14 protein-coding genes are annotated in these 16156 nt (G+C 71.1%); 1 reads left to right on the top strand and 13 read right to left on the bottom strand.

The window, feature by feature from the left end; all coding sequences use genetic code 11:
• Positions 1-274 precede the first annotated feature (274 nt).
• The 3 genes from MFF64_RS27595 to MFF64_RS27585 all read right to left on the bottom strand — a co-directional run bounded on the left by MFF64_RS27595 (position 275) and on the right by MFF64_RS27585 (position 4109).
• Entirely contained in the window at positions 275-1990 is a 1716-nt protein-coding gene (locus MFF64_RS27595) for a thiamine pyrophosphate-requiring protein (protein ID WP_099900083.1), read from the bottom strand.
• Between the two features lie 3 nt (positions 1991-1993).
• Complete coding sequence (locus MFF64_RS27590) at positions 1994-2512, bottom strand: MarR family winged helix-turn-helix transcriptional regulator (RefSeq protein ID WP_099900091.1); 519 nt, start codon at positions 2510-2512, stop codon at positions 1994-1996.
• A 193-nt stretch (positions 2513-2705) separates the two neighbouring features.
• A complete protein-coding gene (locus MFF64_RS27585) occupies positions 2706-4109 on the bottom strand; it encodes an MFS transporter (RefSeq protein WP_099900085.1) in 1404 nt (467 codons plus the stop codon).
• A 799-nt stretch (positions 4110-4908) separates the two neighbouring features.
• Between MFF64_RS27585 and MFF64_RS27580 the strand changes: the two genes are divergently transcribed.
• Positions 4909-5250: a winged helix-turn-helix domain-containing protein gene (locus tag MFF64_RS27580; RefSeq protein ID WP_099900087.1), complete on the top strand. Its 342-nt coding sequence runs from the start codon at positions 4909-4911 to the stop codon at positions 5248-5250.
• 130 nt (positions 5251-5380) lie between these two features.
• Here the strand turns inward: MFF64_RS27580 and MFF64_RS27575 are convergent, their stop codons facing one another.
• The 10 genes from MFF64_RS27575 to MFF64_RS27525 form a co-directional block, all read right to left on the bottom strand.
• Complete coding sequence (locus MFF64_RS27575; RefSeq protein WP_099900089.1) at positions 5381-5584, bottom strand: hypothetical protein; 204 nt, start codon at positions 5582-5584, stop codon at positions 5381-5383.
• Positions 5581-6516: an ABC transporter substrate-binding protein gene (locus tag MFF64_RS27570; protein WP_238192883.1), complete on the bottom strand. Its 936-nt coding sequence runs from the start codon at positions 6514-6516 to the stop codon at positions 5581-5583. Before MFF64_RS27570 ends, MFF64_RS27575 begins: the two co-directional genes overlap by 4 nt.
• A gap of 16 nt (positions 6517-6532) precedes the next feature.
• The gene (locus MFF64_RS27565) at positions 6533-7459 is read right to left on the bottom strand and encodes an ABC transporter substrate-binding protein (protein ID WP_238192882.1); all 927 of its coding nucleotides are present in this window, start codon (positions 7457-7459) and stop codon (positions 6533-6535) included.
• A gap of 29 nt (positions 7460-7488) precedes the next feature.
• Positions 7489-9273: an amino acid ABC transporter permease/ATP-binding protein gene (locus MFF64_RS37900; RefSeq protein ID WP_273557176.1), complete on the bottom strand. Its 1785-nt coding sequence runs from the start codon at positions 9271-9273 to the stop codon at positions 7489-7491.
• Positions 9274-9312: 39 nt separating this feature from the next.
• Entirely contained in the window at positions 9313-9834 is a 522-nt protein-coding gene (locus MFF64_RS27550; protein ID WP_238192881.1) for a GNAT family N-acetyltransferase, read from the bottom strand.
• A 20-nt stretch (positions 9835-9854) separates the two neighbouring features.
• The gene (locus tag MFF64_RS27545) at positions 9855-11033 is read right to left on the bottom strand and encodes a M20 aminoacylase family protein (RefSeq protein WP_238192880.1); all 1179 of its coding nucleotides are present in this window, start codon (positions 11031-11033) and stop codon (positions 9855-9857) included.
• Positions 11030-12376, bottom strand: coding sequence for an LLM class flavin-dependent oxidoreductase (locus MFF64_RS27540; protein WP_238192879.1), 1347 nt, complete (start codon positions 12374-12376; stop codon positions 11030-11032). Before MFF64_RS27540 ends, MFF64_RS27545 begins: the two co-directional genes overlap by 4 nt.
• A 17-nt stretch (positions 12377-12393) precedes the next feature.
• Positions 12394-13383: an MsnO8 family LLM class oxidoreductase gene (locus MFF64_RS27535; protein ID WP_238192878.1), complete on the bottom strand. Its 990-nt coding sequence runs from the start codon at positions 13381-13383 to the stop codon at positions 12394-12396.
• A 429-nt stretch (positions 13384-13812) separates the two neighbouring features.
• On the bottom strand, positions 13813-15144 hold the full coding sequence (locus MFF64_RS27530) for an NtaA/DmoA family FMN-dependent monooxygenase (RefSeq protein ID WP_238192877.1): 1332 nt from the start codon (positions 15142-15144) through the stop codon (positions 13813-13815).
• Positions 15145-15199: 55 nt separating this feature from the next.
• Entirely contained in the window at positions 15200-15823 is a 624-nt protein-coding gene (locus MFF64_RS27525; protein ID WP_238192876.1) for a GNAT family N-acetyltransferase, read from the bottom strand.
• Between the last annotated feature and the right edge of the window lie 333 nt (positions 15824-16156).

Below are 16156 nucleotides of genomic sequence, written 5' to 3'. Positions count from 1 at the left end.
TGCGCCGGTCGCCTTCGCATCGACGCGTCGATGCGAAGGCGCGAGGGTATGAGAGCCTGTCTGGTGGGCTCCCACGGATCTTGAACTCACGGCGTCATTCCGGGGCCGCGCGGCGGAGCCCGGAACGACCCTGAGAGTCTCAAGACTGTCGAGCAGGTCGAACAGCCCCTCATCCCGCACCATGTCCGACCAGGCGCGTTTCGGATGTGCGAGGCAACGCCGAACGGGCGCCGACGCCCGCTCCGGCATTCACCCGCGGCAGGCGCGCAATCCATCAATGGTGCGGCAGCCACACGTCGAGGACAGCACAGCGCTTCTCCTCACGGACCACCCTCAGCGCCTCGGCCAGGGCCTCGTCGACCTCCGCCGCATCCCTGACCTGACGCCCCCAGGCACCGCCCGCGGCGGCGGCGATGCCGACATGGTCTGGCGCGGGCTCGAACGAGGTATCGAGATGGTTGGCCCGCGCGGCGTAACCGTCCGGATGCACGGCCAGGGTCGAGAGCTTCGGTGATTTCCAGCCGCGGTTGTTGAAGACGATCTGGACGAAGGGAGTGCCGTAGCGGCGCGCCATCCAGTGCACGGAGGACGGGACGGTGAACAGGTAGGAGCCGTCGCCGGTCAGCGCGACGACCGTCCTGTCCGGCCGCGCCAGCTTGATCCCGATCGCCGCCCCGCCGTTCCAGCCGAGCGACCCGCCGCCGCTGGTGAAGATCGACCCGGGCCGGTCGAGCGACAGGTGGTTGAAGACGGTGTGGTAGTGCGAGATGCCCTCGTTCACGAACAACGCCTCGTCGCCGGCCAGGACCCGGAGCCGGGCGATCAGGTATTCCGAGGTCACGGTCCCGGACGCCGATGGCTGCTCCAGGGCGCGAAGCTCGCGGTCGCGCGCGGCATGCAGGTCGGCGTAGTGGCGGGTGCGGGCCTCGACGGCGGCCTCGTCCGGGGGATTGGCGTCGAACCAGTCGTTGAGCTGTTCAAGAGCGGTTTCCGCATCGGCGCCGAACACCCCTTCGGCGCGGATGTGCCAGAGCGGCATCTGCTCTTTCAGCGGATCGATGTCGATGTGGAAGATGCGGGCCTCGTCCGCGGGCTTCGACACGGTCGGAATCCACGGAACGTCGCTGTCGACGACCAGGATCACGTCCGCCGCCGCGAGGACGGGGTTCTGGTTCGGGTGGTTCCACTGATTGCCCTGGTAGAGCGGATCGGTATGCGGGAAGTTCATCGCATTCGGCACCGATTCCAGGACGCCCATGCCGAGCCGCCGGCACAGGGTGGTGAGGGGGGCGACGGCCTTCGGGTTGCGCCCGACGAAGGAGGTGACGAGGAGCGGCCGGCGCGCGCCCGCGAGCGCGGTCGCGATCTCGCGTAACCCCCGCCCGCTCAGCGCGGCCGGCTCGATCGGCCGCCACGCCGCCGCATCGTTCGGGGTCGGCGCGACCTCCTCCTCCATGACCTCGCGGGCGCCCATCAGGTAGACGGGTCCCTTCGGATCGGACTTGGCGAATTGCAGCGCCCGGTGGACCAGGTCCTTGACGTTCTTCCCCGTGCGGATCTCATTGTCGTACCGCATGTAGCCGCGCACCAGCCCGCGCTGGTCGTGGACGTCCTGGATCCACTGGATGAACTCGTTGCGGCTTCCCTTCAGCTCGCCGTTCTGCGTGAAGGGGGAGGCGCCCGCGAAGACGATCATCGGCGCGCGGCCCTTGGCGGCGTTGTGCACCGCGCCTGCGAGCGCCTGGGTCCCGCACTCGACATGCACGACGACCGCCTGGGGGACCCCGCTCGCCTGCCAGTAGCCGTGGGCGGCGCTCATGCCGACCATCTCGTTCGGGCAGGTAACGATCTCGGGGATCACACGTCCGGCAGCCCGCGCCTCGGCGATCGCTTCGATCAGGGCCGGATGATCGCTTCCGACATTGGCGAAGATGAACGAGACGTTGGCCTCGATCAGGGCGTCGAGGAAGGCGCTGCTCGTCGTGTACATGGTTCAATCCTCGTCGGCGCTGGGGCCTGGTGACGGCGTGTCTTTGTTCAAGGATTCGGTCAGGGTCTTCAGCAGCGAGATGAATTGCTGCTGCTGCTCCGGCTCGAACAGGGCGTTGAGCCGGGCGTCGTGACGCGCCGCGCAGTCCGCCAGCAGGGCCAGCTTGGCCCGCCCGTCCTCCGTCAGGCTGATCCGTCGCCCCCGTCGGTCGAGGGGGTCGGGGTCGCGCCGGATCAGCCCGCGCCGCTCGAGATCGCCGAGGAGCGGGGTCAGGGTGCTCTTGTCGCGACTGGTCGCGAGGCTCAAGCTGGTCTGGCTGACGCCGGGATTGTCGCCGATGAGCTGCAACAGGGCGTACCAGCCGGGACGCAATCCCAAGTCCCCGGTCAATGCGCTGAATGCCTGGAACGATGCGTTCTGAGCAAGACGGAGGTTGTAGGCGATCGTCTCGCCCAGCCATCCCAGCTGAAACGGAGCCGGTGCGGATCCCTGGGCCGAATCGATGGTGGGCGAGGCCGTCATCGTCTTGCTGGAACGGGTAGTGGGGTGCGTCCGCATTGATGGTAATCCAGCGCAGGTCGGTGAACTCGGCGATGGATGCCTGACCGCCGAACCGGCCATAGCGGCTGGTTCCCTCGCCGCCAAACGGCATCTGCGCCGCGCTGCCGCGCCGACCGGACGATCGATCTGCATCGTGGACGCCCGCGTCGAGGGTTCAGCGTTCGGTCGCGACGGTGGTCGTCGCCGATTCCAGCGCCACTTCGCCGGACGACGGGTTGCGCATCGCCGGGATGTGACGGCCGACCACGGCGAGGGAGACGGCAACCCCGGCCATGGCGAGGCCCAGCATCACGAGGTAGCCGCCGGCTCCGCCGGAGGTGATGACGGCGGCCCCCGCGAAGGCGCTGAGGATCGCCCCGAGGCGGCCGAAGGCGAGGGCGGACGCGGTGCCCGTCGCCCGCACGGTGGTCGGATAGACGTAGGCGCAGACCGCGTACATGGTCGACTGGGTGGCGTTGGCGAAGAAGCCCTGAAGACCGAAGCCGGCGATCAGGATGCCGGTCGAGGTTCGGATGTCCACGCCGGTCAGGAAGAACGCGGTGGCCGCGCCGCCGACGGAGCACAGCAGCAGCGGCCAGCGCGACCCGAAGCGGGTGATCGCCACGGCGCAGAGCAGGGCGCCGAACACGCCGCCGAAATTGTAGGCGGTCAAACCCGATCCGGCCACGGCGACGTCGAGACCGGCCGCGTTCAGCATGGTCGGCAGCCAGCTGAAGGCGCTGTAGACCGCCAGCAGGTTGAGGAAGAACGCGCACCAGAGCGCGATCGTGTCCCGCGCCCGGCCGGCCTCGAACAGGGCCGGGAAGCCCTCGCGCTGCTCGAGCCTCTGCTCGCTGGCGTCGGTGAAGACGGCGCCGGCGGGAACCGGGCGCGACATGCGTGCGAGCAGCCGGGTCAGTTCGGGCCAGCGGCCCGGCCGGCGGGCGAGGAACCGCGGCGATTCCGGCAGGACGAGGATCAGGAGGAGGCCATAGGCCACGGGCAAGCTGCCGCCCAGCAGGAACAAGGCCCGCCAGCCGAGGGTCGGCAGAACGACGCTGGCGAAGACGCCCGCGAGCATCCCGCCCAGGGGCACGCAGACGATGGTCGCGGTGATCGCCAGCGTCCGGCGCCGGGCCGGCGTGAACTCGGCCGTAACCGTGGTGGAGCTGGGCAGGGCGCCGCCGATGCCGAGCCCGGCGATGAACCGCAGGATGCCGATGGTCCACAGGCCGTCGGCGAGACTGATGGCACAGGTGGCGAGCCCGAAGACCAGCACGCTGCCGATGACCGCCCAGCGCCGGCCGAAGCGGTCCGCGAACAGGCCGGCGCAGGCGCTGCCGATCCCCATGCCGACGAGGCCCGCCGCGAGGGCCGGGGCGAAATCGCCGCGGGCGATGCCCCATTCCCTGATCAGGACGGGGATCGCGAAGCCGATCAGCTGACCGTCGAACCCGTCCATCACGATCGACAAGGCGGCGAGGACGACAACCGTCCTCTGCATGGCCGTCCAGTGACCGGTATCGAGCAATTCGCCGATGTCGGTGGCACTCCGCGTGGAGGTTTGCGTGGCGGTCATGCCGGCCTCCTCCCTGCAAGGAACCGTCCCTCTGCGAGGAGCTTGCCGTCTACGCTGGACCGGCCCGCGGTGCCCAACGGCGCCGGCACGACCGACGCGCGGGGTTCGACAACACGCGGTTCTTCCGCCGAAGCTGCCATGGCATTTTCTCCCGAAGGCGGCCCGGCTTTTGATCCAGACTCGCCCTGCCGGCTTGAGCCCGCTTTCGGCGCGTGTCAAGTTGGTTGGCATACCAACTAATATGGATGGGGCGACGCCCGGGCCGACCGTCGCCGTCCTGGGCGCGGGTGAGATGGGGGAAAACGTCCCGTATCGGATCGCCGGATGCAGCGGCGCGATCGTGCTGGCCGATGTCGACGGGAAGTGCCTCACCGCCATCGCCTGGGATGGCTTGCGCCCTTCTTTGAGGTTCGGAGGCTCAAGCAGAGTTGCACCGTGCAACTCTGCTTGACGACTCGGCCGGGTGGCGTTGCTCGCCCGCACCGGGACGCCGTTCCCGGCCGTTCAGGCCTTCGACCTCGTCGAGGGCGTTACTCAGGCTCGCCGCCGCGAACGCGGTCGTGGCGGCGCCGGCCTGTGCCGGTGCGGTGCCGAGGAGAGGGCCGATGGCGAGCGCGGCACGAGCAGGGTTGCGCATGAAGGTTGCGCATGAAGGTTGCGCTTGGGCCGGGCGGCCTCGCGGGAGGCAGGCGGCGCGAGCCGGGGTGACCGTCGGTCGTCGAGCGACGCGAGCCGACCCGGCCGCTATATGAGGCGGATCAGGACGCCGTCACCTGCCTCGTCAAGACCACCACCTGCCATGCCCTCGCTCAGCATCCGCATCGACCTCGGCCCCGAGATCCGGGTCGGTCCCGGCAAGATCCGTCTCCTCGAGGCCATCGCCGAGCACGGCTCGATCTCGGCTGCGGGGCGGGCGCTGGGAATGTCGTACCGCCGCGCCTGGATGCTCGTCGACGAGCTCAACCGATCCTTCTCCGAGCCCGTGGTCGAGGGGCAGGTCGGGGGCCGCAGCGGCGGAGGGGCCCACGTCACGCCGTTCGGCGAGCGCCTGATCGCCTGCTATCGCGCCATCGAGCGCGACGCGACCGCGGTGGCGGCCCAGCACTGGGCCGGCATTCAGGGCGCCGTCATAGCCCGTTGAACGGTCCGGAGACGGTCGTCCACCCGTACCACAGAGGCGCGCCGCGGCTGTCGACCTTGCGCCAGATGTGCTCAGATCCAGCGATCGTCGCCGACGACGCGGCCGACACGACGCGGTCGACACGACGATGCTACACGACGATGCTCATGCCGCTCGTCCCGCGCGAGCCGTGGCCGAGCCGGTCTTCCGGCCGGCCGGACTGCTCCGCGAGCGCCTCGCCTCGGGTGAGGGGCTCGTCGAGCCCGGTGCGCGGATCGGACTCGCCGTCGATGCCCGGAGCCCGGAAGGCGAGGCGAGGCGAGGCGCGGGACGGCGATGGGCGCCGCCGCGTCAATACTTGGGCAGGCCGGGCGGGTTGGTCTCGGAGCGCGGCAGAGCCTCCTCCTCCAGGCCCCAGCGTGCGAGCATCTGACGGTACTTGCCGTTCGCGATCAGGTCGTTGGTGGCGTGCGTCAGCGCGTCGACGAGGCCGCTGCCCCTGCGCGTCGCGATCGCCACGTCTGATTTGAGCGGCCAGCCGGCGCTGAGCGTGCCGACCCGCCGGATGTCGCGGTCGCGCGCCGCCACGAAGACGAGCTGGGCATGGGGTTGCACGACCGCGTCGGCGCGGCCGGAGCGCAGGGCGACGAGGCGCGCGGCCTCGTCGTCGAAGAGCTGAAGATCGATGGGCTTCAGGCCCGCCGCGACATTCTGGCGGCTCCACTCGACCAGGATGCGCTCCTGATTGGTGCCGCCGCCGACGCTGATCGTCAGCCCCGCCGCGTCCCTGGGCTCGCGGATCGTCTCGATCTTGCTATCCGCGCGCACGAAGAAGCCGTGCAGCCCCTGCCGGTAGGTCGAGAAGTCGAACTTCTCCTTGCGCTGCTCGGTGACGCCGACATTCGAGATCACCGCGTCGTACTTGCCGGAGGCGAGGCCGAGCGGCCAGTCGGCCCAGGCCACCGGGACGAGGGCGAGCCGGAGGCCGAGGCTGTCGGCGACGAGCTGGGCGAAGTCGGGATCGGCGCCGATCACGGTCCTGGCATCGGTCGCGTAGGTGCCGAGCGGCGGCCCGCCCGGCGTGATCGCCACGGTGAGGGCGCCGGGCGCGACGAACCGGGTGCCCTTCGGGAGCCGGGCGATCGCCGCCGGGTCGGCCTCGGCGCGGATCCGGCCCGGCTGCTCGGGCCCGAGGTCGAACGGAGCGCTCTGCGATGCTGCGGGCAAGGTCTGCCCGGCGCAGACCGCGCTGACGAGGAGCGAGAGCAGCCAATGCCGCAAGCTCATGGGGGATCTCCCGATCTCAAGCCCGCGGCAGGCCGGGCGGGTTGGTGCGCGATTCCTCGATCGCCTCGGCGGAGAGGTTCCAGCGCGCCAGCGCCTTGGCGTAGGTCCCGTTGCGGATCTGGGTGTTGATCGCGTGGGTGATGCCCTCCGCGAGCCCCGCCCCTTTGCGGGTCGTCACGGCGATCTCGGCCAGAACCGGCCAGCCGCCGCTGAAGTTGCCGGCGAGCCGGGTCCGCCCTTCCTGCGCTGCCTTGAAGCTCAGGAGCGCGTTCGGCCCGAGATAGGCATCGGCGCGACCCGAATCGAGGGCGAGATAGAGCACCACGTCGTCGTCGTAATACTGGACCTCGATGGGTTTTAAGCCCGCCTTCACGTTCTGGTCGTTCCAGCGCAGCAGGATCTGTTCCTGGTTGGTGCCGGAGGAGACGATGATCTTCAGCCCCGCCACGTCCTTCGGCTCGCGGATGACGAGGGGGTTGGTCTTCTTGACGTAGAAGCCGAGCAGGTCCTTGCGGTAGGTCGAGAAGTCGAACTTCTCCTTGCGCTGCTCGGTGACCGTCACGTTCGAGATCACCGCGTCGAACCGGCCCGAGGCGAGCCCCAGCGGCCAGTCGGCCCAGGAGGTCGAGACGATCTCGAGCCGGCGGCCGAGCGCGTCGGCGACGAGCTGGGCGAGGTCGGGCTCGGCGCCGATCACCGTCCTCGTGTCGCTGGCGTAGCCGGCGAAGGGGAAGCGCCCGGTGTTGTTGCCCACCGTGAACACGCCGTCCTTGGCGAAGCGGGCGTCCTTGGCGATCAGCCGGATCGCCTCCTCGTCGCGCGGGGCGCGGACGCGGCCGGGCTGCTCGGGGGAGAGGTCGATCGCCTGCGCGAAGGCACGGCCGGAGAGGAGCGCGGTCGAGGCGGCGGCCAGGAGGGCGAGCGAGTCGCGACGGGTCGGCACGGGAAGAAGTCCTTCGTGGGGAGGGGAGGTCAGAGCACCTTGGCGAGGAATTCGCGGGTGCGGGGGTGGTCCGGCGCGGCGAGGACGCGGGAGGGCGGGCCCTGCTCGAGGATCCGGCCGCCCTCCATGAACACCACCTGGTCGGCGACCTCGCGGGCGAAGCCGATCTCGTGGGTGACGATGACCAGGGTGGTTCCGGAGCGGGCGAGCTCCTTGATCACGTCGAGCACCTCGCCGACGAGCTCGGGGTCGAGGGCGGAGGTCGGCTCGTCGAACAGCACCACCTTGGGCCGCAGCGCCAGGGCCCGGGCGATGGCGACCCGCTGCTGCTGCCCGCCCGAGAGCTGGCGCGGGAAGGCGTCGGCCTTGTCGGCGAGGCCGACCCGGGCCAGCAGCTCCCGCGCCTCGGCCAGCGCCTGCGCGCGGGGCAGGCCGCGGACCGCGATCGGTGCCTCGACGAGGTTCTCGATCACTGTCAGGTGCGGGAACAGGTTGAAGCTCTGGAACACCATTCCGACGTCGACGCGGCGGGCGAGGATGTCCTTCTCCTTCAGCTCGTAGAGCGTGTCGCCGTCCTGGCGGTAGCCGATCAGCTCACCGTCGATGGCGATGAAGCCGGCATCGACCCGCTCGAGGTGGTTGATCGCCCGCAGCAGCGTCGACTTGCCGGAGCCGGACTGGCCGATGATCGCCGTCACGCTGCCCGGGCGCAGGGTCAGGCCGACCTCGTCCAGCACCTTGAGGGTGCCGAAGCTCTTCGAGACGCCGGTGATGCGGATCTCGCCGCCATTGCGGACCGGCAAGACGGACCGGGCCGAGAAGACGGCCGGAGCGGGGACGGCCGGGACCGCTGACCGAGCGGGAGCGCCGGCCCCGCGCCACCGCTCGAGGAGCGTGCCGATCAGCGAGGGCGGCGGGTTCCGCAGCGCGCCGCGCGCGTAGTAGCGCTCGACGTGGCGCTGGACGAAGGACAGGACGCTGAGGATCACCAGGTACCAGACGGTCGCCACCATCAGGAGCGGGATGACCTCGAGGTTCCGCCGGTAGATGACCTGGATCGTGTAGAACAGTTCGGGCAGGGCCAGGATGTAGACCTGCGAGGTGCCCTTGGCGATGCTGATGACCTCGTTGAAGGCGGTCGGCAGGATGGTCCGCATCGCCTGCGGCAGGACGATGCGCGTGACCTGCCGGCGGCGCGGCAGGCCGAGCGCCGCGGCGGCCTCGTGCTGGCCCTGGTCGACCGCCAGGATGCCGCCGCGCACGATCTCGCACGAGAAGGCGGAGGCGTTGAGGGTCAGCCCGAGCACGGCGGCGAGGAACGGCGTGATGAGCTGCGTCGTCTGCCAGGAGGCGAGCGTGATCCCGGTGAACGGCACGCCGAGCCAGACCGTGTCGTAGAGGTAGCCGAGATTGTTGAGGATCAGGAGCAGCACGATCAGCGGAATCGAGCGGAAGAGCCAGACGTAGCCCCAGGCGAGGCCCGAGAGCAGCGGCGAGCCGGAGACCCGGGCGAGCGCGAGCAGCGTGCCGAACAGGAAGCCGAGCACCGAGCCGAAGGCCGTCAGGAGCAGGGTGCGCCCGAGCCCGACCAGCACCGGCTCGGCGAGGAACCACTCGGCGAACACGTCCCAGCCCCAGCGCGGGTTGGAGAGGACCGAGTGCAGGATCGCCGCGATGACGAGCCCGGCGAAGACCGTGCCGGCCGTGCGGGCGGGGTAGCGGGCCGGGACGATCCGATGGCGGCTGAAGTCGCGGCCGGGGGACGGCGCGTGGGCCTGCGCCGGCAGGTCCGCCGCGTGGCTGGCGAGGGGCATGGCTTGTGTCGGGCTCGGATACTTGCGGGGATGGTGCGATCAGGCGGCGCTGCGCTGCCGGCCGGTCTGGCGGAGCGCGGCTCCCGGCAGCGCCTTCTCGAAGGGCAGGATGCCGTAGGTCTCGGGATCGACCTCGAGGTCGAACAGGGGCGTGTAGCCGAGGCCGAGGTAGAGCCCCTTGGCCTCGGGCTGGCGAAAACCCGTGGTGAGGTAGGCGCGCTCGTAGCCCTGCCGCACGGCCTGCGCCTCCAGCTCGGCGACGACCCGGCGCGCCAGACCCTGGCGGCGCAGGGCGGTGTCGGTCCAGACCCGCTTCAGCTCGGCGGTCTTCGCGTCGAAACGCTTGAACGCGCCGCCGGCGATCGCCACGCCGTCGCGCAGGAGCAGCAGGAAATGCCCGTCCGGGGCTGCGAACAACTCGGCCGGGTAGCGGGTCATCTCGGCGCCCGGCGGATCGCCGAAATAGCTGCCGTAGCGGGTGACGTATTCCCAGGTCAGCTGGTCGACGAGGGGCTTGGCCCGCTGGTCGAGGGGCGTGGTCGAGACGAACAGGTCGGGCATGGGCCTCTCCGGTCGCGGGGTCAGGCGAGGAAGGTCTGCGCGAGGCGGACCCAGTAGCTCGCGGCGGGCGCGATCAGGGCGTCGTCGAAGTCGTAGTCGGGGCTGTGCAGGGGCGGGCCGTCGCCGTTGCCGACGAACAGGAAGCTGCCCGGCCGCGCCGCCAACAGATGGGCGAAGTCCTCGCTCGCCATCCGCGGGCGGAAGCCGTCCGCGACGCGCTCCGGCCCGAAGGCCGCGAGCGCCACGTCGCGGGCGAAGGCCGTCTCCGCCGGGTGGTTGCGCAGGGGCGGCAGGCCGCGTCGATAATCGATCTCGGTGCGCGCGCCGTAGCTCTCGGCTTGGGCGCGGGCGATCGTCGTGACGCGGTCTTCCAGCCGGTCGCGTACGGACGGCTCGAAGCTGCGGATCGTGAGTGTGAGGTCGACGCTGTCGGGGATGACGTTCGATGCATCGCCGCCGTGGATGGCGCCGACGCTGACCACCGCCGCCTCGCGCGGATCGACGTTGCGGGAGACCACGCTCTGCAGCGCCAGCACGATGGAGGACGCCGCCACGACCGGATCGACGGTCTCGTGCGGGGAGGCGCCGTGGCCGCCGCGGCCGAGGACACGGATCGTCGCCTTGTCCACCGCCGCCATCGCCGGCCCGGCGACGAAGCCGAACTGCCCGAGCGGAACGCTGGGCCAATTGTGCAGGCCGAACACTGCGTCGACCGGGAATCGCTCGAACAGCCCCTCGGCGAGAAGCGTGCGGGCCCCGGCGCCGATTTCCTCGGCGGGCTGGAAGATCAGGGTCAGCGTGCCGGAGAAATCGGCCTCGGCGAGGCGCCGGGCGGCGGCGAGCAGGATCGCGGTGTGACCGTCATGGCCGCAGGCATGCATCGTACCGTCCCTCGCACTGGCATAGGGCAGGCCGGTGCGCTCGCGGATCGGCAGGGCGTCCATGTCCGCCCGCAGGCCGAGCCGGCGCAGGCCGGCCCCCTTCGTCAGCACCCCGACCACGCCGGTGCCGCCGAGCCCGGTCGTCACCGCGTAACCCCAGGCGTGGAGCCGCTCGGCCACGAGGCCGCTGGTACGCGTCTCCCGGAAGGCGAGCTCGGGGTGGCGGTGCAGGTCGCGCCGCAGGTCGGTGAACTCGCCCAGCGTCGCGAGGATGCCCGGGTCGAGCCCGCGTTCGGAGACGCTCGCCGGGATCGTCATCGCGCGCCCGCCCTGCGCGCGGGCGCCGCATCGTCCGCGGCGTAGCGGCTCTCGCGGCGGGGCAGTCCGAGATGGTCGCGCAGGGTGGTGCCCGGCAGCGTGCGGTCGTAGACGCCGCGCCCCTCCAGCACCGGGACGACGAGGTCGACGAAGTCGTCGAGTCCCTGGCCGATGACCGGGAAGCCGAGCACGAAGCCGTCCGCCGCCCCCTGCTCGACCCGGGCGATCAAGGTCTCGGCGACCTCCTCGGCCGAGCCGATCAGGTCGGTGCGCGGGGTCGCGGCCTCGAGCGCCGCCTCGCGCAGGGTCTGGCCCTTCTCGGCGGCGTTGCGCTTGATGCGGTCGGTGGTCGAGCGGAAGCTGTTGCGGCCGATCTCGCCGAGATCGGGGAACGGCGCGTCGAGCGGGTAGGCGGTGAAGTCGTGATGGTCGAAGAAGCGGCCGAGATAGGCGAGCGCGTCGTCGATCGAGATCAGGTCGCGGATCGCCCGGTACTTCTCCTCGGCCTCGGCCCGGGTGCGCCCGACGATCGGCCCGGCACCGGGGAAGACCCGGACGTCGTCGGCCCGGCGGCCATGGGCGACGGCGCTCGCCTTGAGGCTGCGGTAGAGCGCCTGCGCCTCCGCGAGCGGCACGTGGTTGGCGAAGACCGCGTCGGCGTGCCGGCCGGCGAGCCCGATGCCGGCCTCGGACGAGCCGGCCTGGAACACCACCGGCTGGCCCTGTGCCGAGCGCTGGATGTTGAGCGGGCCCTCGACCTGGAAGAAGCGCCCCTTGTGGTCGAGCCGGTGCAGCTTGCCGGAATCGAAGAACCGGCCGGTCGCGCGGTCGCGCGGGAAGGCGTCGTCGTCCCAGGAATCCCACAGGCCCTTCACGACGTCGAGGTATTCCTGGGCGATCTCGTAGCGCAACGCGTGCTCGGGATGCGGTCGGCTGTAGTTCCGTCCCGAGCCTTCGAGCGGCGTCGTCACGGCGTTCCAGCCGGCCCGGCCGCCGCTGATCAGGTCGAGCGAGGCGAATTGCCGGGCGATGGTGAAGGGGTCGCTGTAGGAGGTCGAGACCGTGCCGACGAGGCCGAGCTTCTCGGTGCTCGCGGCCAGCGCCGACAGGATGGTCAGCGGCTCGAAGCGGTTGAGGAAGTGCGGGATCGACTTCTCGTTGATGTAGAGCCCGTCGGCCACGAACGCGAAGGCGATGCCGTTCTGTTCCGCCTTGCGGGCGTTGCGGATGAAGAAGTCGAGGTTGACGCTGGCGTCAGCCGGGTTGCTCGGGTGGCGCCACGCATTCATGTGGCTGCCGCCGCCCTGGAGCATCAGGCCGAAGGTGAGACGGGTCTGGGTCATCGCGCGGGTTCTCGAAGTCAGGCTGCCAGCGCCGGGGCGCCGCCCGCGAGCAGGGTCACGGAGGCGAGGCACTTGCCCGTCGCGGAGGGTGGGGTGTCGATGACGAACTCCTCGATGCCGAAGCGGGCGTGGAGCCGGTCGAGCTCGGTCCGCACCTCGTCGGCGGTGCCCGACAGCACGTGGGGCCGGCGGATCTCGGTCCGGTACGAGGCGGAGCCGGCCTGGCGGGCGAACTCCGCCGCCTGCGCCTCGCTGCCGAGATTGACGCTCTGGCCGTCGGGGAGCGTGACCCGCACCACCTGGAGCGGATCGGTGAGCGCCCGCGCCTCCTCGTGGTTCAGGGCCGCGAGGGCGGTCACGGCGAGGAGAGGGGGTTCCTTGGCGCCGGCCTGGGCGTGGGCGTCGAGGCTCGCCTCGATCGCCCGCGGATCGCCGTTGAGCTGGCCGGCATAGACGAAGCGCCACCCGAGCGCGGCGGCCGAGCGCGCGCTGTCGGGGCTGGCGCCGAGAAGGAAGCGCTCCGGGGCCGCGGGCGGCGTCGGGAGGGCGCGCAGCGACCCCGTTCCCGACGGCGCGAGGTACTGCGCGAGTTCCGCCAGGAGGTCGTCGAAGGCGGCAGGCTGATCGGGATCGTGCCGGCGCCGCAGGGCGCGGGTCGCATCGGGCAGGCCGCCCGGGGCCTTGCCGATGCCGAGGTCGATCCGGCCCGGCGCCAGGGCGGCGAGCAGGTTGAAGGTCTCGGCGACCTTGAAGGGGCTGTAATGCGGCAGCAGCACGCCGCCGGACCCGAGCCGGATGCGCTGGGTGCGGGCGGCGAGATGCGCGATCAGGATCTCGGGCGCGGTGCCGGCCAGTCCCGGATTGCCGTGGTGCTCCGCCACCCAGAAGCGCGCGTAGCCGAGCCGCTCGGCGGCCTGCGCCAGGACGATCGTGCGCTGCAGGGCGGCGGTGGCCGGCTCGCCGGACAGGATCGGGCTCTTGTCGAGGAGGCTCAGGCGATAGGTCATCGGGAACTCGGGCGGTCGGGGCGGCGCGGTGCCGGAAGGCGCCGGCACGGGCCGCCGTGGTCGGGGGTGACGGGGCCTCCCGGGGGAGGGCGGTTCGCCTCCGGCCCGGCCGCCCGGCCGGGGGCCGGCGCCTCGCCGCGTGCGCGCCGCGGTCCGGCGATCGAGGTGAGAAGCGCGATCAGGATCATGGATGGTTTCCGGTCTCCCGAGCCGCGATCGTGCCGTGACGCCGCAGGTCGCACCAATGCAGGGCAAGACGAGGTCGAAAGACGATCACGCCATCGCGCTGTCTTCTGCGAGCCTTGCCGCTGATTTTTCCGCTTGTCAGCGCCTCTCGTCAACGAAAGACGTTTCCAAATATTCTTGAACACAGGGGAGGGTGCTTTGTCGCCCGATGGCGGACCGGGAGATTCTTCTCCCAGGCCGCGCTCAGGCGATCCGCGCCCGCGCGATCGCGTCCGTGAGCGGCGGCAATTCGAGGTTGGAGCGGAAATCGTCGCCGACGTAGTCGGTGTCGATCAGGCTGCGCCGCCGCAACTCGGGCAGGAGGCCGTTGAGGAGCAGATCCTCCTGGTCGGGGTTGCCGAGGCCATGCAGGGTCACGACGTCGAGGATCCCTGCGCGGTAGCGCTCCTCGAGGGCATCCGCGAGCTGCTCGGGCGTGCCGGCGACCGACCAGTGCCCGGTCTCCTGCGCCTCGATGATGAGCCGCCGCAGGGTGAGGCCCTGCCGGGCGTAGCGGCGGAAGATCTCGACGCGTCCGCGCCGGCGGTTGATGCTCGTGACTTCCGGCAGCAGCGATTCGGGCAGGGCCGCGTCGAGGGGGAGACCCGACAGGTCGATCTCCCCGCCCAGCATGTCGGCGAGCTTGAGCCGGCCCTGCTCGTAGTCGATGCGGGCGTGCTTCTCGGCGAGCCGCCGGCCGACATCGGCCACGGATTCGCCGATTAGGCAGTGGAAGGAGTTCATCACGAAGGGCAGCCCGCCCCTGCGCCCGAGGGCGGCGGCGCGTCGGCGCAGCTCGGCCGCGAAGGCGACCGCGCCCTCGAACGTCGGCTGCGAGGTGTAGACCACCTCGGCATGGGCGGCGCCGACCGCGACGCCCGCCTCCGACTGCCCGGCCTGGAACTGGACCGGGCGCCCCTGCGGCAGCGGCGGCACGTTGAGCGGACCGGCGATCGTGAAGTGGCGGCCGCGATGGTCGATGCGGTGGAACTTCGCCGGGTCGACCACGACCGCCCCCGACGCCTTCCGGGTGACCGCGTCGCGCTCGTTCGCGTCGAATAGCGCGTTGACGACCGCGATGAACTCGGCGGCCCGGGCGTAGCGTGCCTCGGGGCTCGGCAGGACCCCGTCGAATGTCTGCTCGCCGAAATTCTCCTCGCCGACCGAGGAGGTCACGGCGTTCCAGGCCGAGCGGCCGCCGCTGGCATGGTCGAGGGTGGCGAGCTGCCGGGCGAGGTTGAAGGGGTGATGGAAGGTGGTGGAGACCGTCGCCACGAGCCCGATCCGCGAGGTCGCCTGGCTGAGCGCGGCGAGCGCGATCAGCGGCTCCTGCACGCCGGCCGTCCCGGCGAGGCCGGCCCGGTCGATCTGCAGCAGGTCGGCGGTGAACAGGCCGGTGATCCGCTCGGCCTCCGCCTTGCGGGCGAGCGCGACCGCGCGGCGCAGGCCGGATCCGGGATCGCCGTCATTCGCGGCCGCGACGAGGGTGGGCGCGCCGACGAGAGTCTTGAGGCGGCGGGGACGGGAGGAGGACATGGTGGGTTCCAAAGGGGCACCCGCCGCCGGCGGGGCGTCGAGGCGGCGGGGCGAGTCAGGCGGCGCTCGCCCGGTGCGCTGCGATGCGGGCGAGGAGCCGCTGCTCCTGCTCGGCCTTCAGGGCGTTGACGCGGGCGGTCGCCGCCTCGAACGAGGCCGCGGGCAGGATCACCGGGGAGGCGGCGCCATCGCCTGCCGGGCCCAGGCTCTTCTCGAATGGCAGGGAGCGGTACAGGAGCGGGTCGGCCGAGACGTCGAAGAGCGGCCGGTAGCCGAGGGAGGCGTAGAGCGCCGTGGCCTCCGGCTGGCGAAAGCCCGTCGTGAGGTAGGCGCGGCTGTAGCCGAGCCGGGCGGCGCTCTCCTCGAGCGCCCGGACCACGCGCTTCGCGAGTCCCTGGCGGCGCAGGTCGGGCCGGGTCCAGATGCGCTTGAGCTCGACCGTCGCGTCGTCGTGGCTCATGAATGCGCCGCCGGCGATCGGCTCGCCGTCGCGCAGCACGAGCAGGAAGTCGCCGAGCGGCGGGCGGTACGCCTCGGCGGGGTAGCGCAGGATCTCGGCCCGGGCGCCGCCCGGCCGGCTCGCCGCGCCGTAGCGCCCGTCATACTCGGCCACCAGCCCGTCGAGGAGTGGCTGGGCGGCGGGCTCCAGGGGAGACGATCGGACGATGATGTCGGCCAAGGCATACCTCCGGGATCGGGATTCGGTGCTCGGGGTCGCGTCTGGCGCGCTGGCAGAAGACCGACGACAGGCGTGATCGATCGACGGCGGTCGTGTCGCCGCGGCGCGCGGATTTCGATGATTGCGACCTCGCCTCGACCAGTTCATCTTCCACGCAGGACGCGATCAATCCTGAGTCAGGTCTGCGGAGGGGCCGTCATATCCTGGCGATAATCGGCCAGGATTATGGATTGCGTCAATGAAATCGATCTCTCTTTTGCGGTGCGTTCGCAGGACGAAATCGCCGCCGGCACCGCATGGCGTGGGAGGGCCGATGCCGTGATGGTCGAGCTG

Source organism: Methylobacterium frigidaeris, assembly GCF_022179185.1.
In the GTDB taxonomy this organism is placed as follows: domain Bacteria; phylum Pseudomonadota; class Alphaproteobacteria; order Rhizobiales; family Beijerinckiaceae; genus Methylobacterium; species Methylobacterium frigidaeris.
Note: the sequence above shows the minus strand (reverse complement) of the source record. Positions and strands in the feature narration are given on the sequence as shown.

Excerpts from the sequence above, each read along its gene's own strand:
- MFF64_RS27590 (WP_099900091.1), bottom strand. The coding sequence starts at position 2,512 with ATGACGGCCTCGCCCACCATCGATTCGGCCCAGGGATCCGCACCGGCT.
- MFF64_RS27595 (WP_099900083.1), bottom strand. The coding sequence starts at position 1,990 with ATGTACACGACGAGCAGCGCCTTCCTCGACGCCCTGATCGAGGCCAAC.
- MFF64_RS27570 (WP_238192883.1), bottom strand. The coding sequence starts at position 6,516 with ATGAGCTTGCGGCATTGGCTGCTCTCGCTCCTCGTCAGCGCGGTCTGC.
- MFF64_RS27550 (WP_238192881.1), bottom strand. The coding sequence starts at position 9,834 with ATGCCCGACCTGTTCGTCTCGACCACGCCCCTCGACCAGCGGGCCAAG.
- MFF64_RS37900 (WP_273557176.1), bottom strand. The coding sequence starts at position 9,273 with ATGCCCCTCGCCAGCCACGCGGCGGACCTGCCGGCGCAGGCCCACGCG.
- MFF64_RS27530 (WP_238192877.1), bottom strand. The coding sequence starts at position 15,144 with ATGTCCTCCTCCCGTCCCCGCCGCCTCAAGACTCTCGTCGGCGCGCCC.
- MFF64_RS27540 (WP_238192879.1), bottom strand. The coding sequence starts at position 12,376 with ATGACCCAGACCCGTCTCACCTTCGGCCTGATGCTCCAGGGCGGCGGC.
- MFF64_RS27545 (WP_238192880.1), bottom strand. The coding sequence starts at position 11,033 with ATGACGATCCCGGCGAGCGTCTCCGAACGCGGGCTCGACCCGGGCATC.
- MFF64_RS27580 (WP_099900087.1), top strand. The coding sequence starts at position 4,909 with ATGCCCTCGCTCAGCATCCGCATCGACCTCGGCCCCGAGATCCGGGTC.
- MFF64_RS27535 (WP_238192878.1), bottom strand. The coding sequence starts at position 13,383 with ATGACCTATCGCCTGAGCCTCCTCGACAAGAGCCCGATCCTGTCCGGC.
- MFF64_RS27585 (WP_099900085.1), bottom strand. The coding sequence starts at position 4,109 with ATGACCGCCACGCAAACCTCCACGCGGAGTGCCACCGACATCGGCGAA.